The organism is Brevibacillus soli (assembly GCF_044759095.2).
Lineage (GTDB): Bacteria > Bacillota > Bacilli > Brevibacillales > Brevibacillaceae > JBIYSM02.
On record NZ_JBIYSM020000002.1, the window covers coordinates 126,577 to 151,411 of the forward strand.

Here is a 24,835-nt window from a genome sequence, read left to right on the forward strand (position 1 = left end):
GGCGGGGCCCCGAACACTTTCCTAGTGGCTGTATGGGATGTCCAATTTTATAAATTCCTTTATGCTAAAAAAAGCTCACCCTCGTTAAGGGGTGAGCTTTTCTCTTCCTGTCATCCTATTGAACCTGTGAGTTGAACGTCATGATCCACATGGAGCCGGCCACGATGGTAAAGACAATCACTGCCCCCAGGATCAACGCCTGCACATTGTAGCGCGGCTTTTCCCCTTCGCGGATGTGCATGAAGAAAAACAGCTGGACGAAAAGCTGCAGCACAGCCATCACCATGATCGCAACAACCAGCGCCGTACCGCTCAGGACGTGATTCATGACGAGCACCAGCGGAATAATGGTCAGCACAATCGACAAGACAAAACCGATGACATACGACTTGAGGGAACCGTGGTTCCCTCCTTGACCGTGACTGTTATGATGCGTCATCTTACATCACCCCCATCAGGTAAACAACGGTGAACAGGAAGATCCACACGACGTCGAGGAAGTGCCAGTACAGACTGAGGTTGGTTACCTTGCGGCGGGTGACCGGTGTAATGCCGCGGCGGGCGAGCTGGATCATCAAGGCAGTCATCCAGAACAACCCCAGCGACACGTGCAGGCCGTGCGTTCCGACCAGCGTGTAAAACGCGGAGAGGAACGCGCTGGTGGAGATGGCTGCTCCCTCCGCCACCATGTGCATGAACTCGGTAACCTCCAAACCGATAAACGCCAGACCCAGCAGGGCGGTTACGACCAGCCAGCCGATCAGCTGCTTCACGTTTCCTTTGTGCATGGCCAGTGTAGCCAGGCCGCTGGTGAAGCTGCTTGTCAACAGAATAAATGTCTCCGCGATAACGCCCGGCATCTGGAACAGCTCTTTTCCAGTCGGGCCGCCGGCGACATTGTTCATCAACACAACATAAGTGGCAAACAACGTACCGAACAGGATGCAGTCGGTGACCAGGAAGATCCAGAACCCGAGAACCTTGAGAGATTCGTGGTCCTCGTGCCCGTGGTCATGAGCATGCCCGTGTTCGTGATGCGTCAAGACTTGTTGCATTACACAGCCCTCCCCAGGGAAGCCTCCGTGCGTCTCACTTCGTCCACCGGGATGTAGTAATCCGTGTCATATTGGAAGGAGCGCGCCCACATGCATGCGCCCACGCCTGCCAAACCGATCACGATCATCCAGGTCCAGCCCCATACGAAGCCAAAACCGGCAATAAACCAGAAGACGGACATGATAAACGGAATTCCCGAGTTTTTCGGCATGTGGATCGGTTCGAGATGAACCGGCTCCTCTTTTGCCGTGCCATTGGCTCTTGCCTGTTTCGTCACCCACCAGTCGTCCGCTTCTTTTACCTGCGGAACGACGGCGAAGTTGTACAACGGTGCCGGAGACGGAATCGACCATTCCAGCGTCCGGCCGTTCCACGGGTCGCCCGTGGTGTCGCGCTCCCCGTGTTTGATGCTGTACGCGATCTGCCATACCTGGAAGACGAAGCCCGCCCCCATCAGGAATGCACCGATCGTGGAAACCAGGTTGAGCGGCGCCCAGCCCATGTCCCAACCGTACGTGTAGTAGCGGCGTGTCATACCCATGAAACCAAGCGCGTATTGCGGCATGAAGCACACGTAGAAACCGATGTTCCAGAACCAGAAGCCCCATTTGCCGAGACGCTCATCCAGCTTGAAGCCGAACATCTTCGGCCACCAGTAGTAAATCCCTGCGAGGTATCCAAACACGACCCCGCCGATCAGCACCTGGTGGAAGTGGGCGATCAGGAAATAGCTGTTGTGGTACTGATAATCCGCCGGAGCGACAGCCAGCATGACACCGGTAGCCCCCCCTACCAGGAAGCAGGGGATAAAGGCAATCGTCCACAGCATCGGCTGTTGGAACGAGATCCGTCCTCGGAACATGGTGAACAGCCAGTTGAATACCTTCACCCCGGTCGGAATCGCAATCGCCATCGTCGAGATCGCGAAGAACGAGTTCACGTCAGCGCCTGCACCCATGGTAAAGAAGTGGTGAACCCAGGTAAAGAACGAGAGAATACTGATGATGATCATGGCGAACACCATGGATTTGTAACCAAAAATCGCTTTCTTGGAGAACGTGGCCACGATTTCGGAGAAGATCCCGAAGGCCGGCAGAACCACGATATACACTTCCGGGTGTCCCCACATCCAGATCAGGTTGACATACATCATCGGGTTCCCGCCGCCATCCATGGTAAAGAAATGGGCGCCCAGGTAACGGTCGATGAAGAGCAGCGCCAGGGTTACCGTCAGGATCGGGAAGGCGAAGATGATGGTGATGCAGCTGGACAGAACCGACCAGGTGAACAGCGGCATCTTCATCAGCTTCATGCCCGGCGCGCGCATTTTCAGGATGGTAACGAGGAAGTTGATCCCAGTCGCCAAACTTCCGATACCGGAAATCTGAATCCCCCAGATGTAGAAGTCCTGCCCGACACCGGGGCTAAACGCCTTCTCTGACAGCGGCGGATAGGCAAGCCAGCCGGAATCCGCGGAACCCCCGATGACAAATGACAAGTTGAACAGCATCGCGCCGAAGAAGAACAGCCAGAAGCTGACGGCATTCAAAAACGGATAGGCGACGTCGCGCGCGCCGATCTGCAGCGGGACGACAATGTTAAAGAGCGCAAACATCATCGGCATCGCCATGAACAGGATCATGATCGTCCCGTGCGTGGTAAAGATGGCATTGTAGTGATCGGAGTGCAAAAACTGTATTTCGGGAAGCGCCAGCTGCAAACGCATCAAGAGCGCGTCCACCCCGCCGCGGAACAGCATCAGAAGCGACGCGATCAGGTACATGATCCCGATCTTTTTGTGGTCAACGGTTGTCAGCCATTCACGCCACAGCCATCCCCACTTTTTGTACTTGGTCAGAACAAAGATGATGGCTGCCATGGTGAGGACGATAGAAACATCCGCCCCGTAGATCAGCGGGTCACCAGTGACAAAAAACGTGGATGCGAAAGACTTGATGTTCTCCCACATTCGGTGTTCCTCCTCCCTCTCGGTTAATGATGATTCGTGTGTGTCATTCCGGACGTGTCATGCTGGTTGGCAGCTCCGGTTTCAGACTTCAGGTTGTTTTTGTAATGGTTCATGTGTTCATGGCCGTGCCCGTTTTTCTTCACGATTTCTTCAAACAATCCCGCAGGGAACGATGAGAAGGTCAATCGTTCAGACAAGCCTGGCTTGGACAGCTTCTCGTAATCGGCTTTTGTCATTGCCGGAGAAGTGTTTTTCGCCTGCTTCACCCATTCATCAAACTCGGCCTGCGGTTTCGCAATTACTTTGAACTGCATGTGCGCAAAGCCTTCACCCGTAAAGTTGGCGCCCGATCCGTAGTACTCGCCCGGTTCGTCCGCTTGCAGCCAAAGGCCCATCGCCATCCCCGGCATCGAGTAGGTCTGTCCGGCGAGCTGCGGCACCCAGAAGGAGTTCATCGGTGCATCGGATGTAAGCTCAAACTGGACGGGCACCCCGGCCGGAATCGGCACATAGTTGACTGTGGCAATATTTTGTTCAGGATAAGTAAACAACCATTTCCAGTCGAGCGATGTAACTTGAATCGTGATCGGCTTGGTTTCCTTGTTCGGCGGTTCAGTCAGTGCATAGGTATCCCTCACCGTGAAATAACCCAACAGGGCAACGATGACAACCGGAATCCCCCACCAGACCACCTCAAGTGTCGTATTGTGCGTCCAGTTTGGCTTGTAGGGAGCCTTGTTGTCCGGTGTGTCCCGATACCGCCAGACGATAAAGGCGGTAAGCGCCAGTACAGGTACCACGATGAGCGCACACAGAATGACAGAGATTTTGATGAGATTGTACTGCGTCTCGGCTACAGGTCCTTTTGGATGCAGCACCAGATATTCGCTCCCGCATCCGCTCAACAGGACGCTGGCCCATATGGCCATGCTCCAGAAAAAGACCTGTCTACCCAGCTTTTTTGTACTCATTTCTCCTCCCCCTTCTTCAATCGGGCAAGTCTCTTCTTCTATTGGTATAAAACAAACACCATGTCTTTGCTGCACCTACATCCTATCAAAGAGGGGGCATTTTGTACGTCAGTTCAAGATTTCGTTGTTTTTCTGTAACAAGGCGTTCACCAAGCATTCACAAGTTGATCAAAAGTTTGTTATGAAGTTCTTCTGCTGGCTGATCTTATCCATTACTGGGTGTTTTTTGAACAAAAAAAACCTCCCAAGAAATCTCTTGAGAGGCTGGATCTTAGATTGTTCGTTTACACTTCCTGCTTGCCGATATGCAGCAATCGGAAAACCGTGCTCAACAGGAAGATGTTCATCCCCGCGATCAAAAATCCGATTGACATCATCAGCAGGAAATTCTCGGACCTGAAATCGGTAACATTAAAAGCAAACAATACGAATCCGATCATGATGGACGTCCAAGCCATCCATCTTAGTGTGTCCGCTGCTTTTTTATCATGATTCATGGCCTATGACCCCTGTCATTGTATTTTCGTTCAACATGTTGTTTCCATTGTAACACAAAATTCACTTGTTGTTCACTTTTTGTTCAAATTATCGTTAAAAAATTGTCGTTTTTTGTGTACAGCCCTATTGAAACGGGAAAACAGCGCTACCGATGGCGGGTCGCGCTGCCGCTGTACACACCTGCTGAAGGTGTAACCCTCATGATTGGGATCGACCGAATCATTGACATGGTACGTACATCAGTGAATGTGATGGGGCCTGTATTTTCATCCGTAGCCGAGGCAAAATGGGACGAGTATGCTCTTCCCGGAAAGGGCACGGGAATGTTACGATTTTTGGTTTATCCTTATTCATAAATGCAGCTACCAAGTCCTTTACCTGCCTCACTGCTCTTGTAAAAGACTAGCGAGTTATCCTTTTCTCTGCCTACTTACCAATGATCTTCTCCCTGTTTACGGTAATTCAACTCACACAAGTCACTGATTCCGCCGAGTTTGATTTGTAAATCCAATCCCGAGCCTTTCTTCGGACAGCTCACCCCGCCACCCCGCGATCCAACGCCCGGTAGCGGATCGCTTCCGCCACGTGCGAAGACTGGATGTGATCTGACTGATCCAGGTCGGCAATGGTACGTGCCACCTTGACGATCCGATTATACCCACGTGCACTGAGTCCCAGCGTTTCAAAAGCAAGACGAAGCATATCCCGCCCATCACCGTCGATTTGGGCATGTCGTCGCAGTTCCTCCCCGTTCATCGCGCTGTTAAACGGACAGGCCGGCCGATGGGAAAACCTCTTCAACTGGATGGATCGGGCTATTTCGACCCGTTTCCGGATGGTTTCCGATGACTCCGCGTCGGTACGCTCATGAAGCAGAAGAACGGGGACACGCGGCACTTCCAGATGAAGATCGATCCGGTCCAGCAGCGGTCCGGACAGTTTGGACCGGTACTTCTGAATTTGTTGAGGCGTACACGAGCACTCGCGCTGGTCGCGCGAACCGTAAAAGCCACACGGACACGGATTCAGCGACCCTACCAGCAGGAATCTTGCGGGGAAGGTAAAAACCTGTTTGGAGCGACCAATGGTGACCAGCCCGGACTCCAGCGGCTGTCGCAGCACCTCCAAGACATGTCGGGAAAACTCAGGCATTTCATCGAGAAAGAGGATTCCGCCGTGAGACAAACTGCATTCGCCGGGCCGGGGAATTTGTGAACCTCCCCCAATCAGCGCCGTAGCCGTTATGGTGTGATGGGGCGCACGAAACGGCCGCTCCCGGATGAGTCCGCTTTTGCTCGTCAAATGACCGGCTATGCTGTATATTTTCGTCACTTCATACGACTCGTCTGTTGTCATTTGAGGCATAATGGTGGGCATGCAATTGGCCAGCATCGTTTTACCCGAACCTGGAGGGCCGACCAGCAACACGTTGTGGAAGCCGGCTGCCGCTACCTCCAATCCCCGTTTGACGTATGCCTGTCCATAAACATGACCGAAGTCGGCACGAGCGGTGCGAGAGTCGGCATGCTCACGGCAGCAGTTTGCCGGTCGTTGCGGCACCTCCCGTTCCTGCTTCCAATAGCTTACGGCTTCGGACAAGTCACTGGCTGGCATGACGATAAGATCTACGAGATAAGCCTCTGCTGCATTGGGGGTCGGCAGGATGACGTGAGTAAATCCCTGATGCTTTGCGGCAAGCAAGATGGGCAATACGCCGGAAACCGGACGCAGCGCTCCGTCAAGCGCCAGTTCGCCTAGTACAAGAACCGCTTCCGGACGAGGCGGCATTTGCTCTGAGGACAGCAGGATCCCCAAAGCGATTGCCAGGTCAAAGCCTGAGCCCTCCTTGCGCAAGTCGGCCGGTGCCAGATTTACCGTGATCCGCTGCATCGGAAACTCGAATCCGGCATTTCGCAAGGCTGCCCGCACACGGTCTCTCGCCTCTTTTACCGCCGACCCTCCCAATCCTACCAGATCGAACTGCGGCAACCCGTTCGCAATATCAATTTCCACCGTAACGACCATTCCGTCAATTCCAAAAACTGTCCCGGAATAACTGCGCGCGTACATCGCTCTCCCCCTCATCGTGGCGAAACTACGTCGAATTCGCACCCATGCGAAGCCATACCCTGATCCCCGCAGGGGGCTTTCTCCCAGCCTAAACCATGACAGCAAGCGACGCAAGAAAACCCACCCGGCATTAGCTATCCTCCACCCACTCGGCGTTAGCTATCGCTGTGCCGAGTGGGGTCCCTTTCTTCGCCGGGCGGGGCCCCGAACACTTTTCTAGCGGCTGTATGGGATGTCCAAATTTTTAAATTCTTATACGGCAAAAAAACTGGGGATCAACCCCCAGTCCTTGAAGATTACTCTTTGCCAGTATCAGACAGCTTGATCCGCGGATCGATCAGCGTGTAAGCAATGTCTACCAGAAGTACCATTACGACGAGGAAAATGGCATAAAAAACGGTTGTTCCCATGATGACAGTATAGTCTCGGTTGGTAATGGAGAGGACGAATTCGCGCCCCAGACCGGGTACCCCAAATATACGTTCCACCACAAACGTACCGGTGACGATTCCCGCGGTGAGCGGCCCCAAAAAGGTGATGACCGGCAATAAAGCGTTGCGAATCGCGTGTTTTGCCACGATGGAAAGGCTGCCAAGTCCCTTTGCCTTTGCGGTTTTGATGTAATCCTGGTTCAGCACCTCGATCATATTGGAGCGGATCAGCCGGGCGATAAACGCCATCGGTGCGGCCGACAACGCGAGTGAGGGGAGAACGGTATGTTCGAACGTCTCCCATTTTGCGATAGGAAAGACTCCCCATTTGATTGCAAAAAAGTACTGGTAGAACGAAGCGAGGATAAACGCCGGAACGGATAAACCGAGAACGGCAACCATCATGGCTGTGTAGTCCTGCCACTTGCCGTGCCGAAGAGAAGCCAGTACTCCGAGTGATATCCCGCCAAAGATGGCGATCGCCAGCGCCTGCAGCCCCAGATGTGCCGAAACCGGAAAACCTCGGTTGATCATGTCGTTGACAGTCGAAGATTTTTCCGTGAAGGACGGTCCCAAGTCCCAGGTTACGACTCGGACCAAATAATCCGTATACTGTTCAAACAACGGTTTGTCCAACTCGTAATACCGCTCCAGAGCCGCCTTGATTTCGTCGGGTACATTTCTTTCCCGCGTGAACGGCCCGCCGGGGACTGCTTTCATCAGAAAAAACGTGGCAGTGACAATTAAAAACAAAGAGAGCAGCATGAACAGAACGCGCTTGGCCAAATACTTGACCATATGAAATTCCTCCCTCTTAGTGGCGATACTGCGCCGAATTACTTCCTTGCGAAGCCACACTCAGGTGCCCGCAGGGTACTTTTTCCATTTTTCACCACAACGAGTGTAAGATATTTCATTTTAAAAAACACAGTATTTTTTAAATATTAATTTTATTTTATCTTTTTACACAAAAAAAACCCTTCCAGCTGCTCTGGAAGGGAAAGAAATGATGATTGGAGGAGTTTCATCGCGTCGAGTACACTACATCGTACGCGCATTCAACTTTCTCTGCTGTAGACGTATCCCCAGTGGGCCAGCCTATTTCTTGGATTCGTCCGGCTGCTCAAAAGGCGTGGATGATGTGGTCAATCCGGGGCTGAAGAGCCGCGGGGACGTATACAATGCCGATTACGTCGAAGCGAAAATGCTTTACCGGCTGGCTGCAGTTTTGCAAGTATGCGAGGGCCAGTTCCTGCAGTTTCCTGCGTTTCCTCCAGGTGACGGACTCTGTCGGTGTCCCGTACGCAAAACCGGAACGGGTGCGAACCTCCACAAATACGAGGGTATCTCCGTCCATCGCAATGAGATCGATTTCTCCGTGCCGGCTCCTCACATTACGGGCGACAGTCTGGTACCCCTTACTTTGTAAAAAACGCTCAGCCACACTCTCCCCTTTCTGGCCCAACTGTTTTCTCCGCAAGCTCATCGTTTCGCCGCGCCTCCTTTGTCCAATCGGTAGACGAACGCGAGGATCTCCGCCACCACTTGATACAGCTCGGGCGGGATTTGCTGCTGGACATCCAGTTTTCCCAACACTTCGACCAGGGAAGGGTCTTCCTGAACGGGAATCCGGTTTTCCATCGCAGTTTTTAAAATATTTTCCGCGACGTATCCCTTTCCTTTGGCGATCACGGTGGGAGCTTCCATCAAACCGGCCTGATAGCGCAGTGCTACCGCCTGTTTACGTTTGGGAACGTTCTCCTTGGGAGACTGGTTCATATGCGGATGTCCACCCCTTTGTATTCGCCGTACAGACTGGCTCCCGTCACTGGCTTACTGCCGGCCATGCCTCCCGTGTCGGGAATGCTTTGCACCCGCATGCCGGACAACTGGTAACCGACGTCACGGAGCTGTCCGGCCAAATAGTCCCTCATCTGAAGGGCCGCTTCCTCTACCCACGGGGTGTCGTTGTAGACTTGCACATTTACGATGCGGTTAACGATTGTGACGTCGACCATCGTAGCCCCAATCTGCTGCAGCTGCAGGTGGAAAAAGAGACGGCAGTTCTCGGGGTCCAACTGACCGCCGGCTCGCTTCTTGGACTCCACCTGAACGTAGGCCGTCTCCTCCCCCTGCTGTGTACGGATTGGAATTTGCATGACCAACTGGGATAGGAGCTGCGCAGACGGCTGGACCAACATCAACTGCTGTCCGGTTACGTGCTGCAAAAGCGTGTCCGCCGCTTCACGCAGACTTGCCGGCACCGCCTGGACGGGAGCCTGAGACAGTTGCAGCAAAAGCGACTTGACGTTCTCCAACTGCTTGCCTGCATCCGACGCCCCTGCCAACAGTCCCTGTCCCAAAATCTCCCGTTCATGGGAAAGGCCAAGCACGCGAAACAGCTCTTGAATGGGATTGGCCCGTCCGACACCACTTTGCTGCGGTTCCGTCGACATAAAAGCGGGAGGGTCTGTTGCCTGAAAAAATACCGGTACAGGAGCCTCTTGTTTCACACCTGTGCGTTCCGTCGCCGGATGGCTCTTATTCGCCTGAACATGGGCTTGCCCCGGAACATCCTTTGGGAGGTTGACAGGAGTCGGGTCAGGCGGAAGTCTCCTTCCTGCTTGAGCGGTGTTTCCTGATGGATGGGAAGACTCAACTGGCGGTTTGCCATTTGCCTTTCCCTGGATCTGGGTGCCGTCTTCCGACAGACTGTCTGCTAGAGCTGGATCGGAGGGAGGGAACGGCGGTGCTGCCGCTTTTTGATTCGTCCCTGCAGACTCCGGTACCGTTTGCTGCAACGACCTATCAACGGATGCTGCCTGTGTGCCCACTGATGCTGTTTGAGAGGATCCAGCCAAACGTGCTGCAAAGGCTGGTGCCACATTCCTGTGGCCGGTCACGGCACCATCCCCTGCCGCTTCTTCACCAGGGATCCATTCCGGCAGGGCAAGCGGCAAACCGGCTATCTTTTCCGACAGCTGTCTCACGATCTGCTGGACGGGAAGCTGTTGCGGGACCTGCTGTGTCCGGGGAACTGCTGATTGTTTTGCGGCAAGCGATTCGGCTGGTGGTATCTCGTTCTGGAGGAACAGATCCGCTTGCCGGAGGAAGGTTTGTATGGCATGGGACAGCGGCTTCTCTGACAAAAACGCCTTCAAACCGGCTATGGTCTCGGTGGTTAGTGGCAACCCGCGCTTGATGGCAAACAGAAAGGCATCTACCGTGGCGGGATCGGATCCCCCAATGCTCTTTGAGACGGCTGTAAACAGCTGTGCGATCTCTTTTCCCACAGGCAGATTGGCTTGGACCAACGCCTGCACCAAACTTCGGTTTTCTTTTGTATCCGTTATCCCAAGTGTGCGCATCAGCCCTTCAAGGGTTGCTTCCTGAACTTCGGATGACTGACCTGGCGCTGTCAACACTTTCAGCGTAACGACACCGTTCGAAGGCTGAACCTGCAGCCACGCTTTTTGCCCCACTTCCAGGTTGGTTTCCAGTTTCGCCTGTACCTCTTTGCCGCCGATCTGAACAAGCGCCATGTTGTCCGGATACAGCTTTAGCACGGTACCCTTGAACACCTGCCCGGGCTGAAGCTCAACAGGTTTAGGCGGTACGGTACCGCTCCTCGTCATGGAATGTACAAGCTGCGAGGCAAAAAACACGATCGACTCCTCCTCCTTTAATGGCACGCATGTTAAGCCTGTTGAATTACGCCGGTAAACGTCCGTCTGTGTATGGGGCATGGCCCGTAGGTTTGCAAAGCTTGCAGATGCTCGGCCGTCCCGTAGCCAGCATTTTTGTCAAATCCGTACTGCGGATACTGTCTGGCGTACTCGGCCATCATCTGGTCGCGGGTTACTTTGGCCACGATGGAAGCAGCCGCGATAGAGACGCTTTTCGCATCCCCTCCGATTATCGGCAGCTGCTCGTATGGAACGTCCGGAAGCTGAACCGCATCGATCAGACAGAGATCCGGGGAAACGGTCGCATCGTCAATCGCTTGTCGCATGGCCTCGCGCGTCGCCTGCAAAATGTTGATTTCGTCAATGCGTTCGGCAGTAACGACACCTATGCCTACAGCGACAGCCTCCCGCATGATCACATCATAAAACGCCTCGCGCATCGCTGGCGGCACTTTTTTGGAGTCGTTAAGCCCCGGCAGGATGAAATCAGCCGGAAGACATATGGCACAGGCGACGACCGGGCCTGCCAGCGGGCCTCTCCCCACTTCGTCCACCCCAAACACGTGCGTCTTCCCCTGTGAACGGTACAATCGCTCGTACTTCGTCATCTCTTCCCACTGAGCCGCAAGTCTGGCCTGCCTGGCTTGAGCAGCTTCTACCTGCCGAGCCAGTTCGTGCACGCCTTTACGCTTGTCTGCTTGAAGCAATTGTAAAAAATCTTTCGGCACTTCGTCCATTTTTTCTATGAGGTTCCGTATTTCCATTATCGACAGTTCCGCTATGTTCATTGACTGCTTTCTCCTCTTGGTATGTATGAAAAAATCCGCCTACCCTGTTGATAGACGGATATCACCTGAATACGCAGCTTACTCTGCCAGGGGAGTCGGTTTTCCGATCGGCTCCTCCATTTCCCAGTCGGCTGGACGCTCCAGTGAAATCGTACCCAGTTTTCCGGAGCGGAGTTCACGCAAAAAAATTTCCGCTGCCTTGTCGTAGTCGATCTCGCCGCCGGATACAAGACATCCCCGTTTTTTCCCGATTTCCTCCAGCATCCGGATCCGGTCTTCCGGGAGTTCCTTCAGCTTGAACCGCTCCACCAGCCGCTCCGGATAGTAATGCATCATGTAACGGATCACAAACAGGGCCACTTCAGTGAAGTCGATCAGTTCGTCTTTTATGGCGCCGCTTGCCGCCAATCGCAGACCCACCATCTGGTCTTCAAACTTCGGCCAGAGAATACCGGGAGTGTCCAACAGCTCCAGGGTATCGCCCATTTTTACCCACTGCTGAGCCTTGGTTACAGCCGGACGGTCGCCGGTTTGCGCAACAGATCTTTTGGCCAGGCGGTTAATCAACGAAGACTTGCCTACGTTGGGGATGCCGAGAATCATAATGCGGATCGCCCGCGCCTGCATGCCTCGCTCGGCCCGTTTGTTCAGCATGTCTGCCGCCAGTTCCTGACACATCGTCGGAAGCTTGTTCACGCCTTTTCCGCTCAATGCATCAATCGGCAGCGTACGAATTCCCTGTTCACGGAAGTACTGCATCCACTCTTCCGTCACTGCCGGATCGGCCAAATCCGCTTTGTTCAGCAAAATCAAACGCGGTTTGCCGCTGACGATTTCGTCAATCATCGGGTTACGGCTGGAGAGTGGCAGACGGGCATCGAGCAATTCAATCACGACGTCAATTTGCTTCAGTTTTTCCGTTACCTGTCTGCGCGCCTTTGCCATATGTCCAGGGAACCACTGAATCGTCATTCTTCTCACCACCCTTGCACTATGATTGACGCTGTCAGGTTATCGCGTTATGCGAGCCTGGTTCAACGGCCAAAAAACAAATTCTGCCCGTCCGACCACTGTATCTAGATCCACGGGGCCAATCGCCCGGCTGTCCCGGCTGTTCTGACGATTGTCACCCATCACGAAGATTTGCCCCTCCGGCACTTTCACCGGACCGAAATCCTCGGTTAGGGGAACGCCTTCTTTTTCAGCCTGTTTTCGTTTCTCTGCCAGATAAGGTTCTTCTACCGGTTTTTCATTCAGGTAGAGCTGGTCGTTACGCACTTCCACCGTGTCACCGGCAACGGCGATGACCCGCTTGATATAATCGCGCTTCGCTTCCGCGTGAAAAACGATAATATCGCCCCGCTCTGGCTCCTGCAGAAAGTAGATCGCTTTGTTGACCACGAGCTTTTCTTCGTTATGTAAGGTCGTTTCCATCGATTCGCCCTCGACGATAAACGGAGCAAACAGGAATGTGCGAATCAAAAACGCTAATGCGATGGCAATGCCGAGAGCCTTGATCCATTCCCAGGCTTCGTTTTTGCCACGGCTGGAGGTGACTTCTTCACTCATCGTTATTATCCTCCTGCTTTTGGCCTGCGTATTCTCTGCCGTTGGTTCGTATGGAGAAGTGTTCATAAATGGGAAATAACCCACCCGGCAATAGCTACCGCTGCGCCGGGCGGGGCCCCGAATTCGAAAAAAGAGGTCTGGATATCAGACCAGACCCCCTTTTTATGGGAAACAACTGCTTATCGACGAATTTCCTTAATACGTGCCGCTTTACCCACGCGGTCACGCAGATAGTACAGCTTCGCACGACGCACTTTACCATGGCGCACGACTTCGATCTTGTCGATCTTCGGAGAGTGCACCGGGAAGGTACGCTCAACGCCAACGCCGTAAGAGATCTTACGAACGGTAAACGTTTCGCTAACGCCTGTGCCGCGACGACGGATCACAACGCCTTCAAAAAGCTGAATACGCTCGCGCTGACCCTCGATAACCTTTACGTGAACACGAACGGTGTCACCAGGTCGGAACGCAGGAATGTCCTGTTTCAATTGTTCTTTTTCCAATTCACGGATCATTTGATTCATCTCAATTCCCTCCTTCCGATCAGACGTTCTTACTCGTCTCCATTACGGCTCAGTTATGTAAAACTGAGATACGAGTAGCGGACCGCCTTAGTCAGCGGGCAAAATTGCCACAAGAAGTATAATAGCATACAGTACGTTCAACTACAAGAGTTATTCCATAGATTGTCCCTGTTTTTTTTCTTCCTGTTCCAGCTCAGCCAACAGCTGCTTCATTTCCTCAGTCAAGTCCAGTTTCTCCAGCAGTTCCGGCCTCCGTTCACGGGTACGCCGCAGTGACTCCTTCAGACGCCAGCGCTCAATGTTGGCATGGTGGCCGGACAGCAAAATATCGGGCACTTTCCAGCCGCGGAACTCGGCGGGACGGGTGTAGTGGGGATACTCCAACAGTCCGGTAGTAAAGGAATCCGTTTCCGCCGACATCTGATTGCCCAGCGCCCCCGGCTGCAGCCGGACGATACTGTCGATCACAACCATCGCAGCCAGCTCGCCGCCGGTCAATACGTAATCGCCAATCGATATCTCATCGGTTACGAGAAATTGGCGGATTCGTTCATCGTACCCCTCGTAATGACCGCAGATAAAGACGAGATGCTCTTCCTTGGCCAGCTCCTCGGCCAGCCTTTGATTGTACGGCTTCCCCTGCGGACACATCAGGATGACCCGCGGCTTGGTCCCGCTTTCAATCGCTTCCACGGCACGAAAAAGAGGCTCCGGTTTCAGCACCATGCCGCCTCCTCCGCCGTAGGGCGTATCATCCACCGTCCCGTGTTTGCTTTCCGAGAACTCTCTGAAGTTGGTCACATGAATATCCACGATTCCTCTTTCCTGCGCCTTGCCCAGGATACTGGAAGAGAAGACGCCGGAGAACATCTCAGGAAACAGGGTAAGTACGTCTATGCGCATACAGGAGTCCTCCTTCTAGAGCAAGCCTTCCATCAAGTGGCAAACGACCCGCTTGCCCTCGATATCCACTTCCTTGATGCAGTCGTCGATAAAAGGGAGCAGGATCTCTCCGCGCTTGCCTTTTACCACCCAGACGTCATTGGCTCCTGGCTGCAGGACATCGACAATCTTGCCCAGCAATTCTCCTTCGTCCGTAAACACCTCACAGCCAACCAGCTGGTGTATGTAGTATTCGTCATCCTCCAGCTCCATCAGCTGTTCTTCCGAGATTTTCAACTCGCCGCCCTTGAACTTTTCCACATCATTGATCGTTGGGTATCCCTGAAAGCTGATAATTTCAAAATCCTTGTGCGACCGACGGGAAGCCACCGTCAGTTTTACAGGTTGGGAGAGGGACGGGTGAAACAAATACAGCTCGCTGCCTTTTTGAAACCGCTCGTCGGGAAAGTCGGTCGTCGAGAGCACTCTGACCTCTCCCCGCAGGCCGTGCGTGTTGACCAGCTTGCCTACCGTATAAAAACGCGTTTGGCTCACGCGTGTCTACCTCCTTGCACATCGTGCCGAATATCGAAAAGGATGCCGTCTTCTAACATGATTTCCACTGCGCCTATCCTTTCATCCCGCATTTCACCGATTTGGATCGACCCAAAATAACCCACCCGACTATAGCTAACGCTTCACCCACTCGGCGATAGCTATTCTTATCCATAAAAAAGGCTGGGAGAGCTCCCAGCCTTTTTTCATACAATTTCAACCGTGACGCGCTTGTCGGTATCGACGGAAGCGGCCGTCACTACGGTTCGCAGCGCCTTGGCGATGCGTCCCTGTTTTCCGATGATCTTGCCCATGTCGTCAGGATGCACGGACAATTCGTAAACAAGGGTACGCTCTTTCTCCACTGCGTTAACCCGAACCTCATCAGGATGATCTACGAGAGCTTTTGCGATCGTTTCGACCAACGCTTTCATCATCAGACCCCCGATTGAGTGGCTTACTTACCGTATTTGGTTTCGTGTACTTTCGCAAGAACACCGGCTTTGGAAAGCAGGTTGCGAACAGTATCGGTTGGAGCGGCGCCGTTCAAAATCCATTGAACAGCTTTCTCTGTGTCGATGTTGACAACAGCCGGTTGAGCAACCGGATTGTAGTAACCGATTTCCTCAATGAAACGGCCATCACGCGGGGAACGGGAGTCAGCCACTACGACACGGTAGAAAGGAGCTTTCTTGGAACCCATGCGCTTCAGACGAATTTTCACTGCCATGTTGTTTCACCTCCTGTATGGATCAACGCCGTAACCAACGTTGTTGACTCTTTATATCTGAACCATCACACCACGGCGAATGCGGGCGTGAAGAGAGTTCAAGCACAGATCATTTAAACGGCGGTTTGTTGTTGAACGGGAAGTTCATGCCTCCCGGGGGATTTCCGCCTTTCCCCATGAAGGGAAACCCGAAGCCTTTTTTCTTCGCCTTCTTTTTCATCTTGTCGGCCACGCCGGTGAACTGTTTCATCATCTTTTTCATTTCTTCAAACTGCTTGATGAACCGGTTCACTTCCTGGATCGAGGTGCCGCTACCGGCCGCGATCCGCTTGCGCCGGCTGGCGTTCAACAGATCGGGGTTGGCGCGCTCCGCCTTGGTCATCGACTTGGCGATCGCTTCCACGCGGGCAATTTGCTTCTCGTCCACCTTCAACTGGCCCTTCATTTTGTTCATGCCGGGCAGCATACCCAGAATGTCTTCCAGGGGTCCGAGGTTGCGCATCTGCTGCATGGAGTCCAGGAACATGTCAAAGGTGAACTCCCCTTGACGCATCTGTTTCTCCATTTCCCGCGCCTTCTCTTCATCGACGGAGGCCTGTGCTTTTTCAATCAGGCTAAGCACGTCGCCCATGCCGAGGATGCGGGACGCCATGCGGTCCGGATGGAACGGCTCCAGCGCGTCCAGCTTCTCGCCCATCGCAGCGAACTTGATCGGCTTGCCGGTCACCGCTTTGACGGAGAGGGCGGCACCGCCGCGCGTATCGCCGTCCAGCTTGGTGAGGATCACACCGGAGATCTCCAGCTGGCTGTTAAAGCTTTCCGCCACATTGACCGCGTCCTGACCTGTCATCGCGTCGACGACGAGCAGGATCTCATCGGGCTTGGCTACCTCGCGCACCTGCTTCAACTCGTCCATCAAGGCCTCGTCGATGTGCAGGCGGCCGGCGGTATCGATCAGCACGTAATCGAGGTGGTTTGCCTTGGCATGCTCAATGGCCTGCTTGGCAATCTCCACCGGACTTACCTGATCTCCCAGCGAAAAGACGGGAGCTTGCACCTGTTCACCCAGCACCTGCAGCTGCTTGATCGCAGCAGGGCGGTAAATATCGGCCGCAACCAAGAGCGGTTTGCGGTTCTGCTTTTGAAGGTACTTGGCCAGCTTACCGGTCGTGGTTGTCTTACCGGCCCCCTGCAGACCCACCATCATCACGACGGTCGGCGGTCGGTTGGCGACGGCAAGCTTGGCTACATTGCCGCCCATCAGTTCCGTCAGCTCTTCGTTGACGACCTTGATCACCATTTGACCAGGGGTCAGGCTCTTCATTACCTCTTGTCCAATCGCCCGCTCCTTGACGCGAGCGACGAACTCTTTTACTACTTTAAAGTTAACGTCGGCTTCCAACAGGGCCAGTCGAACTTCCCGCATCGCTTCGTTCACGACGGTTTCATCGATCTTGCCTCTGCCGCGAAGTCTGTCAAATGCACTCTGCAGCCGACTTGCCAAACTTTCAAACGCCATACGAGCCCTCCTAATCCATCTCTGACAGTTGGCGGAGCAAAGCTTTCAGTTCCTCTCTTGCGGCACTTTCGCCGAGCCCTTGGACCACGTGCTCCATCCTTTTCAGAATGGCGAGACGCTGCTCGTGCTTGGCTGCCAGCAACAGCTTTTCCTCGTATTCAAAAAGCTGTTTCTCAGCACGCTTGATATGGTCGTATACGGCCTGGCGGCTGACCTCATGCATCTCGGCGATTTCTCCGAGCGAGAGATCGTCGAGATAGTACAGCTCCAAATACTCTCGCTGCTTGCCTTTCAATAGCGAGGCGTAAAAGTCGAACAAGAGATTCACTTGATTGGTCTTCTCCAGCATGAAACCAATCCTTTGCCTGAGAGGTACTCGAATCGAACCTGTAAAGCTTTTTCCTTTACAGCCCGATAACTATACTACTCAATTCCCGATGCACTGTCAAGGATTTTTGTTGACAAGAGTTTTTATCTGACGAATCACGCCTGTTCTTCCTGAACTTCCTTCTCAATCAGACCGGCGAACAGCGCATGAACGAACTGCTCCGGATCAAACGGCTGCAGGTCATCCATTTTTTCTCCCAGCCCCACGTATTTCACCGGAATGTTCAGTTCGTTGCGAATGGCGATGACGATACCGCCCTTGGCAGTTCCGTCCAACTTGGTCAGCACGATGCCGGTGACACCTGCGGACTGGCCGAACGTCTTGGCCTGGGACAGAGCGTTTTGACCTGTGGTGGCATCCAGTACCAAAAGCACCTCGTGCGGAGCTCCCGGCAGTTCCCGCTGAACCACGCGATGCACTTTGCTCAGTTCTTCCATCAGGTTTACCTTGTTCTGCAGACGACCCGCCGTGTCGCACAAAAGGATGTCGACTCCGCGGGACTTGGCTGCCTGTACGGCGTCGTAAATGACCGCCGCGGGGTCGGCACCCTGTTGGTGTTTGATTACCTCGACGCCGACGCGCTGGCCCCATACCTCCAGTTGTTCAATGGCAGCCGCGCGGAAGGTATCCCCCGCGGCAAGCAGCACCTTTTTTCCTTGTTGTTTGAACATATGCGCCATCTTGCCGATGGTTGTCGTTTTCCCCACGCCGTTTACGCCGACGAACAGGATGACATTGAGTCTCCCGTCCTGTACGTTCAGCGTCGCATCCTGGGCTTCGTCGTTTTTCAGGAGGGCCACCAGCTTCTCGGAGAGAACCGGCTGCAGGTCCATCGCGTTTTCAATTTTGTGTTTTCGCACCTCGCCGCGCAGGTCGTCGATCAATTCCATCACCGTGTTGACGCCAACGTCTGCGGAAATCAAAATCTCTTCCAACTCTTCAAAGAAGTTCTCGTCAATTTTTTTATAGCGGCGAACCAAATCCTCCACTTTTTCCACCAGCAGGTCTCTGGTTTTGGTCAATCCTTCGGTGAACTTTTGCGTGACGGCTTCCGACTTTTGCACGATCGCGTCACGCAGTTTTTTGAAAAAGCTCATGGTCATCTTCCTTTATGATGCAGATTCAATCAGTTTTTTCGTATCTTCAAGCTTCACAGAGACGAGCTTGGAGACGCCACCCTCCTGCATGGTGATGCCGTACAGCACGTCTGCACTTTCCATCGTTCCCTTGCGGTGGGTGACACAAATAAACTGGGTTTGCTTGCTGAACTGGTGCATGTATTCGGCGAAGCGGTTTACGTTGGCTTCGTCCAGCGCGGCCTCCACCTCATCCAGCACGCAGAACGGCACCGGCTTCACCCGCAGGATGGCAAACAACAGCGCCATGGCGGTCAACGCCCGCTCGCCGCCTGAGAGCAAGGCAAGGTTCTGCAGCTTTTTGCCCGGCGGCTGGGCCACGATATCGATCCCGGTCTCCAGCAGGTTATCCGGCTGGGAAAGCACCAGATCAGCGCGTCCACCGCCGAACAGCTGTACGAAAACATCACGGAACTGCTCCTGAATCGCATCAAAGGTTTCTTTGAAACGCCGGGACATTTCCGTATCCATCTCTTCGATCACCTGGTAAAGCATGGCCTTTGCTTCGTTCAAATCAGCTTCCTGGGCACTGAGAAACTGGGAGCGCTCCGACAGCCGCTCAAACTCCTCAATCGCCCCCAGGTTGACGTTGCCAAGCGCGGCAATCTCCTTTTTCAACCGGTTGACGATTTGCTGCTCCGCCGCCATCTCGCCGCGGGGCGGATATTTCTGCTTCGCCAGATCATAGCTGATTTCGTATTCCTCGGACAGCTTGTTCAAGAGGTGGTCCAGCTCCACGTCAAAGCGGTTCACCTTTACTTCTTCCTGGTGCAGCTTGTCTTCCAGCGTCTTTACCTGCTTGCGGATCTCCTTCACCTCGAGCTCCACCTGTTCCTGACGGGCGAACAGCGTCGCCCGATCACCGCGCCGCTCTTGAATCAACGCTGCTACACGGTCCTTATCCTGGCGCAATTCTGCGATTTTGGCTTCCAATTCGGCGCTGGACGTTTCGTTGGTCGATTCCAGTTCGTCAAAGGAGGCGAGCATGCGGTTCAGCTCTTCCCACTCACGCAGCAGGGACTCGCGCTGTTCGTTCAGTCGCTGCACCTGCTCCATCCGGGATTGATGCTCCTGCTTCACCTGGGCGTCGAACACCTTCAGGCTGGTAATTTTTTGGTTCATCTCTTCCTTGGACTCCAGCTGTTCCTGCCGCTTGGCTTCCGCGGAAGAAATGAGTTCAGCCAGCTCTTTTTCCTCGCTTTCCAGCTGAATCAGCGCCGTTTCCAAGCCGGAGAGCTTTTGTTTGGCCTCGTCGATCTCGCGCAGGTAACCGTTGATATCCTGCTCCAAGAGCATGGCCCGCTCGGCAATGGAGCGTCCTTCGGCTTCTGTCTGCTGGAAGAGTCCTTTAACCTCCTGCTCCTTGAGACGGAGTGATTCGCCGCGGGAGCGAAGCTGTTCCTGCTCCTGTTCCATTGCAGCGAGCTCACTGGATATTTGATCCATATGTGTAGTATGCCCGGATATTGCCTGTTCGATCTCGGCCATGGCCGCTTCCAGCTCTTCCGCCTGGCGGCTGCGCCCCAACAGGTTGGCCGTATTTTTCTTCAGGGCGCCACCTGTCATGGAACCGCCAGCATTGACGATGTCTCCGTCCAGTGTCACAACGCGGTAACGGTAGCCGCAGGCACGGGCCACACGGTTTGCCTGATCCAGCTTCTCGGTGACGATGACATTGCCCAGCATGGACTCGATAATCGAGCGGTACTTCTCGTCGAAGGTGACCAATTCACTGGCGATTCCGACTACGCCCGTCTCTTTGGCAATGAGCCGCTTGTCCTCTGCCTGAATGTGTCGGGAACGAATGACATCCAGCGGCAAAAAGGTAGCGCGGCCGGCGTTGTGCTGCTTCAAGTAGGCAATCGCCGCCCGTCCCGCCGCTTCGTTTTCCACGATGACGTTCTGCAGAGCGCCGCCGAGAGCCACTTCCATCGCCGTCTCATACTTCTCTGGCACAACCAGGAGTTCGGCGACAGCGCCGTGGATACCCTGGAAGCCTTTTTCCCGCGCTTTGAGGATCTCTTTTACACCTTGCTGGAAGCCGGCAAACTCCGATTGCATTTCCTTTAGCAGATCGAGGCGGGACTTGGTCGCCTCCCGCTTTTGCTCCCACTGACGCTGCTCCCGGCGGGCGGCTTCCAGACGAGCTTGTCCTTCCCGCACGCCGTCAATCAGCGACTTGTACTGCTCCAGCGTCGACTGAATGGTCCGATCGATCTTTGCGAGCTGTTCCTGAAGATCAGCCAGTTTTTGCTGTCGTGCTGCCTCTTCCTGATCCAACCGCTCCTTCTCCTGCAGCAGGCGGTCCACCCGCGCCTGATTGGTCTGGGTCAACTGCTGCTGGTGGCGAATCTCGTTGCGAAGGTTGGCCATCTCGTTCAGCTTTTCGAAGTAGTCGCCCTTCAGCCGCTCTACGTCATCGGTCAACGACTGCACCATGGCGCTGAACTGGTCTTCCGCTTCCTTGAGGGAGTTATGCGCTTCTGCCATGCGCTGTTTGGTTTCGTCCACACGCTGCTGTTCCTCCGTCAGCTGGGCTTCCACCGCATGCTGCTTTTCGGTGATGCGATGCATCTGCTCCATCGTCTGCTGACGGTTGGCGGCCAGGTTGCGCAGACGCTCCTTCAAGACCTCCCGCTGTCCTTCCACCTTTTCCGTTTCTTCACTGACTGAAAGCAACACCTGCTGCAGCTCCTCGATCGATTGATCGATCTGGCTGACTTGAAACCGGGCTTGCTCCAGGTCGGCTTCACGCTTGGATGCCTCCGTGGAATGCTCAACCAGTCGCTCCTTAAGCTCATTAACCAGCCGACTGGACGCCTCCCACTTCTCGTGCGTGGCTTCAATCTGCTGCACGTAGAGAGAGACCTCGTGTTCCTCCAACTGCTTCTTTAGTTCCTTGAACGTTTTTGCCGTCTCCGCCTGTTCCCGCAGCGGGCCGATCTGCTCGTTGATTTCGCTGACAATATCGTGGATGCGAACGAGGTTTTGTTCCGTTTCATCCAGTTTCTTTTCCGCTTCCCGTTTACGGGTCTTGTATTTGACAATACCGGCCGCTTCTTCAAAAATGCCGCGGCGGTCTTCCGGTTTGGTGCTGAGGATCTCCTCGATTTTCCCCTGTCCGATGATGGAATACGCTTCCTTACCCAAACCGGTATCCATGAACAATTCCATGATGTCTTTCAGCCGACAGGGGCGTTTGTTTATGTAGTACTCGCTTTCGCCGGAGCGGTAGACGCGCCGGGATATGGACACTTCGGAATACTCCAAATCCAGCGAGCGATCCGTATTGTCCAACGTTAACGTCACTTCCGCAAAGTTAACCGGCTTGCGCGTGTCACTTCCGGCGAAGATGATGTCTTCCATCTTCGCTCCGCGCAAAGACTTGGCGCTTTGTTCGCCCAACACCCAGCGGATGGAATCGGAGACGTTGCTTTTGCCGCTGCCGTTTGGTCCGACGACAGCGGTGACACCCGGAACGAATTCCATTTCTGTTCGGTCGGCAAACGACTTAAACCCTACCAATTCGAGGCGTTTTAAATACATGGAAGGATCCCCCTAGAAATTGGCCAAAGTGGCTAAACTGCTATAACTGTCTTATTTTATCACAGAACAAGGATTCGCGCAGAAAAAAGAAAAAGAGCGGGAATCGTGCCCCCGCTCCTGCTATTCACTTTGCTCCCAGCTTGATCAGCGCACGCGCTGCTGCCTGTTGCTCCGCTTCCTTCTTGGAACGGCCGGTGCCGATGCCGAGCGGACGATTGTTCAGCAGCACTTCAGAAACGAATTCCCGGTTGTGAGCCGGCCCTTTCTCTTGGACGATGCGGTAATGGATTTCGCCGAGGTTGTCCTGCTGGACAAACTCCTGCAGCTGGCTCTTGAAGTCGGTTACCTGGGTAAACTCGCCCTTGTCGATGCGGGGATAAACGTACTTCTCCATAAACTGGAAGACAGCTTCCAACCCCTGATCGAGGTACAGGGCGCCAATAAACGCTTCAAACACGTCCGCCAACAGGGCAGGCCGCTGTCGGCCACCCGTCAGTTCCTCTCCTTTTCCCAACAGGACCAGATCCCCAAACTGCAGCAGTTCGGCAAATTTGACAAGAGAAGGCTCGCAAACGATCGCAGCCCGCAACTTTGTCATCTCACCTTCGCTCATCTTGGGAAACGTCTTGTAAAGAAACTGGGAGACGGTCAGCTCCAGCACAGCGTCACCGAGAAATTCCAGCCGTTCATTATCCTGAATGCGTTTGCCACGCTGTTCGTTTACGTAGGAAGAATGGGTGAATGCTTGCCGCAATACGTTTTCGTCGCGAAAGTGAATGCCGATATTCTCTTGCAGCTCCGCAAAATTCATCACCCTCACCACCATTCTTGAAAACTTCCTACTCGAATCCATCCGTAGGAATGAGTTATGCTTTGTATCGCTTCAATATAATCGTTGCATTGTGTCCGCCAAACCCAAACGTATTGGAGAGAGCCACGTCCACTTTTGCGCTGCGGGCCTTGTTCGGCACGTAGTCCAAATCGCACTCCGGATCCGGGTTCTCCAGATTGATCGTCGGCGGCAGGATTTGATCCCGCAGGGCAAAGGCAGACGCAATCGCCTCGATACCGCCTGTCGCCCCCAGCAGGTGTCCCGTCATGGATTTGGTAGAAGAAACAGCAAGTTTGTAAGCATGTTCACCGAATACGCTCTTGATTGCCATCGTCTCAGCGATGTCACCCTGATCCGTTGAGGTGCCGTGCGCATTAATATAGTCCACTTGCGTCGGATCTATACCAGCATCACGGAGTGCATTTTTCATGCAGCGGGCCGCGCCTTCTCCTCCCGGTGACGGAGAAGTGATATGGTGGGCATCGGCACTCATCCCGTAGCCGATCACTTCCGCGAGAATGGTCGCACCGCGTTTTTTGGCGTGCTCCAACTCCTCGAGCACCAAAACGCCGGAGCCTTCCCCCATGACAAAACCGTCACGGTCTGCATCAAACGGGCGGCTTGCCTTTTGCGGCTCTTCATTGCGGGTAGACATCGCTTTCATGGAACAGAACCCGGCAAACGCCATGGGACGAATGGTCGCTTCCGCTCCGCCCGTAATCATCACGTCCGCATAGTCATGCTGAATCAGGCGGAAGGCATCCCCAATGGCATTGGTACCGGTTGCACAGGCAGTGATGGCGGAAGATGTCGGTCCCTTGGCTCCAAATTCCATGGAAACCGCTCCCGAGGCCATATTGGCAATCATCATCGGAATGAAAAACGGACTCACGCGGCGCGGACCTTTTTCAAGCAGAACCTGGTGCTGCTCTTCCCATGTACCCAAGCCGCCGATGCCAGAACCGATGTATACCCCTGTACGCTCAGCCAGCTCTCCCGTGATTTCCAAGCCGCTGTCCTTCAACGCCATTTTCGCTGCCGCCATCGCAAACTGAACATAGCGGTCCATGCGACGCGCTTCCTTTTTGTCGATGCCAAACGCTTCCGGATCGAAGTCTTTCACTTCGGCTGCAATCTGTGTGGGATAATCGGACGCATCAAATGCTGTGAGACGATCCACGCCAGACTTGCCTTCCAGCAAGCTGTTCCAGAAGGTATCGGCATCGTTTCCCACCGGAGAAATGACACCAACGCCGGTAATCACCACTCTTCTTTTCATCACGATTCACCTCTATATAAAATCAGCTATCTGCTTCCTTTTTATGCCATGAAACCATATGAAAAAAGAGCAGCAAAAATGCAGATCAACAGGTTCGTTGTGAAGGGAGAAGTCCCGCATCGCACGGGACTTCCACTGCAATCTTATCTACTTGTGAGATTCTATGTATTTTACAACCTCACCCACAGTAGAAATCTTTTCAGCGTCTTCGTCGGAAATCTCCATATCGAACTCGTCTTCGAGTTCCATCACGAGCTCCACTACATCCAGGGAGTCAGCGCCCAGATCTTCCTTGAAGGAAGCCTCCAGCGTGATCTTGGATTCGTCTACGCCCAGACGGTCGACGATGATCTTCTTCACACGATCAAATGTATCTGCCATTTTGCTTCACCCCCTCTCCAAG

At 53.9% G+C, this 24,835-nt stretch carries 26 protein-coding genes; 1 reads left to right on the forward strand and 25 read right to left on the reverse strand.

Annotated features, from left to right (window positions below):
• Positions 1-115: 115 nt before the first annotated feature.
• The 5 genes from cyoD to ACE99V_RS01560 all read right to left on the reverse strand — a co-directional run bounded on the left by cyoD (position 116) and on the right by ACE99V_RS01560 (position 4,493).
• On the reverse strand, positions 116-439 hold the full coding sequence (gene cyoD / locus ACE99V_RS01540; protein WP_400489197.1) for a cytochrome o ubiquinol oxidase subunit IV: 324 nt from the start codon (positions 437-439) through the stop codon (positions 116-118).
• A gap of 1 nt (position 440) precedes the next feature.
• A complete protein-coding gene (gene cyoC, locus ACE99V_RS01545; RefSeq protein ID WP_400489198.1) occupies positions 441-1,055 on the reverse strand; it encodes a cytochrome o ubiquinol oxidase subunit III in 615 nt (204 codons plus the stop codon).
• The gene (locus ACE99V_RS01550) at positions 1,055-3,025 is read right to left on the reverse strand and encodes a cbb3-type cytochrome c oxidase subunit I (RefSeq protein WP_400489199.1); all 1,971 of its coding nucleotides are present in this window, start codon (positions 3,023-3,025) and stop codon (positions 1,055-1,057) included. Before ACE99V_RS01550 ends, cyoC begins: the two co-directional genes overlap by 1 nt.
• 23 nt (positions 3,026-3,048) lie before the next feature.
• On the reverse strand, positions 3,049-3,996 hold the full coding sequence (gene coxB / locus ACE99V_RS01555) for a cytochrome c oxidase subunit II (protein WP_400489200.1): 948 nt from the start codon (positions 3,994-3,996) through the stop codon (positions 3,049-3,051).
• 284 nt (positions 3,997-4,280) lie between these two features.
• On the reverse strand, positions 4,281-4,493 hold the full coding sequence (locus tag ACE99V_RS01560; protein WP_400489201.1) for a hypothetical protein: 213 nt from the start codon (positions 4,491-4,493) through the stop codon (positions 4,281-4,283).
• Between the two features lie 114 nt (positions 4,494-4,607).
• Here ACE99V_RS01560 and ACE99V_RS01565 point away from each other — a divergent pair, with 114 nt between their 5' ends.
• On the forward strand, positions 4,608-4,850 hold the full coding sequence (locus tag ACE99V_RS01565; RefSeq protein ID WP_400489202.1) for a cation:dicarboxylate symporter family transporter: 243 nt from the start codon (positions 4,608-4,610) through the stop codon (positions 4,848-4,850).
• Positions 4,851-5,028: 178 nt separating this feature from the next.
• On the opposite strand, the gene ACE99V_RS01570 is transcribed toward ACE99V_RS01565, so the two are convergent.
• The 20 genes from ACE99V_RS01570 to acpP all read right to left on the reverse strand — a co-directional run bounded on the left by ACE99V_RS01570 (position 5,029) and on the right by acpP (position 24,813).
• Positions 5,029-6,564, reverse strand: coding sequence for a YifB family Mg chelatase-like AAA ATPase (locus tag ACE99V_RS01570; RefSeq protein WP_400489203.1), 1,536 nt, complete (start codon positions 6,562-6,564; stop codon positions 5,029-5,031).
• A gap of 296 nt (positions 6,565-6,860) precedes the next feature.
• A complete protein-coding gene (locus ACE99V_RS01575) occupies positions 6,861-7,793 on the reverse strand; it encodes an ABC transporter permease (RefSeq protein WP_400489204.1) in 933 nt (310 codons plus the stop codon).
• Between the two features lie 325 nt (positions 7,794-8,118).
• Positions 8,119-8,481, reverse strand: coding sequence for a YraN family protein (locus tag ACE99V_RS01580; RefSeq protein WP_400489205.1), 363 nt, complete (start codon positions 8,479-8,481; stop codon positions 8,119-8,121).
• A complete protein-coding gene (locus tag ACE99V_RS01585) occupies positions 8,478-8,774 on the reverse strand; it encodes an EscU/YscU/HrcU family type III secretion system export apparatus switch protein (protein WP_400489206.1) in 297 nt (98 codons plus the stop codon). Before ACE99V_RS01585 ends, ACE99V_RS01580 begins: the two co-directional genes overlap by 4 nt.
• A complete protein-coding gene (locus tag ACE99V_RS01590; protein ID WP_400489208.1) occupies positions 8,771-10,660 on the reverse strand; it encodes a TP0910 N-terminal domain-containing protein in 1,890 nt (629 codons plus the stop codon). Before ACE99V_RS01590 ends, ACE99V_RS01585 begins: the two co-directional genes overlap by 4 nt.
• Before the next feature lie 32 nt (positions 10,661-10,692).
• Positions 10,693-11,469, reverse strand: coding sequence for a ribonuclease HII (gene rnhB / locus ACE99V_RS01595; protein WP_400489209.1), 777 nt, complete (start codon positions 11,467-11,469; stop codon positions 10,693-10,695).
• A 78-nt stretch (positions 11,470-11,547) separates the two neighbouring features.
• Positions 11,548-12,441 (reverse strand): ribosome biogenesis GTPase YlqF, encoded by an 894-nt coding sequence (gene ylqF, locus ACE99V_RS01600; RefSeq protein WP_400489210.1) that lies wholly within the window; start codon positions 12,439-12,441, stop codon positions 11,548-11,550.
• A 39-nt stretch (positions 12,442-12,480) separates the two neighbouring features.
• Positions 12,481-13,038: a signal peptidase I gene (gene lepB / locus ACE99V_RS01605; RefSeq protein ID WP_400489211.1), complete on the reverse strand. Its 558-nt coding sequence runs from the start codon at positions 13,036-13,038 to the stop codon at positions 12,481-12,483.
• A gap of 179 nt (positions 13,039-13,217) precedes the next feature.
• The gene (gene rplS / locus ACE99V_RS01610) at positions 13,218-13,565 is read right to left on the reverse strand and encodes a 50S ribosomal protein L19 (RefSeq protein ID WP_400489212.1); all 348 of its coding nucleotides are present in this window, start codon (positions 13,563-13,565) and stop codon (positions 13,218-13,220) included.
• Between the two features lie 150 nt (positions 13,566-13,715).
• Positions 13,716-14,468: a tRNA (guanosine(37)-N1)-methyltransferase TrmD gene (trmD, locus tag ACE99V_RS01615; protein WP_400489213.1), complete on the reverse strand. Its 753-nt coding sequence runs from the start codon at positions 14,466-14,468 to the stop codon at positions 13,716-13,718.
• 15 nt (positions 14,469-14,483) lie between these two features.
• Entirely contained in the window at positions 14,484-15,002 is a 519-nt protein-coding gene (gene rimM, locus ACE99V_RS01620; protein ID WP_400489214.1) for a ribosome maturation factor RimM, read from the reverse strand.
• 206 nt (positions 15,003-15,208) lie between these two features.
• Positions 15,209-15,436 carry a KH domain-containing protein gene (locus ACE99V_RS01625; RefSeq protein ID WP_400489239.1) on the reverse strand — a complete coding sequence of 76 codons (228 nt, stop codon included), beginning with the start codon at positions 15,434-15,436 and terminating at the stop codon, positions 15,209-15,211.
• Positions 15,437-15,459: 23 nt separating this feature from the next.
• Entirely contained in the window at positions 15,460-15,732 is a 273-nt protein-coding gene (gene rpsP, locus ACE99V_RS01630) for a 30S ribosomal protein S16 (RefSeq protein ID WP_198829599.1), read from the reverse strand.
• A gap of 109 nt (positions 15,733-15,841) precedes the next feature.
• On the reverse strand, positions 15,842-17,251 hold the full coding sequence (ffh, locus tag ACE99V_RS01635) for a signal recognition particle protein (protein ID WP_400489215.1): 1,410 nt from the start codon (positions 17,249-17,251) through the stop codon (positions 15,842-15,844).
• A 10-nt stretch (positions 17,252-17,261) separates the two neighbouring features.
• Positions 17,262-17,600 (reverse strand): putative DNA-binding protein, encoded by a 339-nt coding sequence (locus ACE99V_RS01640; RefSeq protein ID WP_400489216.1) that lies wholly within the window; start codon positions 17,598-17,600, stop codon positions 17,262-17,264.
• A gap of 134 nt (positions 17,601-17,734) precedes the next feature.
• A complete protein-coding gene (ftsY, locus tag ACE99V_RS01645) occupies positions 17,735-18,736 on the reverse strand; it encodes a signal recognition particle-docking protein FtsY (protein WP_400489217.1) in 1,002 nt (333 codons plus the stop codon).
• A gap of 12 nt (positions 18,737-18,748) precedes the next feature.
• Complete coding sequence (smc, locus tag ACE99V_RS01650) at positions 18,749-22,321, reverse strand: chromosome segregation protein SMC (protein ID WP_400489218.1); 3,573 nt, start codon at positions 22,319-22,321, stop codon at positions 18,749-18,751.
• Between the two features lie 124 nt (positions 22,322-22,445).
• Positions 22,446-23,147, reverse strand: a complete 702-nt coding sequence (gene rnc, locus ACE99V_RS01655; protein ID WP_400489219.1) for a ribonuclease III — start codon at positions 23,145-23,147, stop codon at positions 22,446-22,448.
• 40 nt (positions 23,148-23,187) lie between these two features.
• Positions 23,188-24,432, reverse strand: a complete 1,245-nt coding sequence (fabF, locus tag ACE99V_RS01660) for a beta-ketoacyl-ACP synthase II (RefSeq protein ID WP_400489220.1) — start codon at positions 24,430-24,432, stop codon at positions 23,188-23,190.
• A gap of 147 nt (positions 24,433-24,579) precedes the next feature.
• The gene (gene acpP, locus ACE99V_RS01665) at positions 24,580-24,813 is read right to left on the reverse strand and encodes an acyl carrier protein (protein ID WP_400489221.1); all 234 of its coding nucleotides are present in this window, start codon (positions 24,811-24,813) and stop codon (positions 24,580-24,582) included.
• Positions 24,814-24,835: the final 22 nt, after the last annotated feature.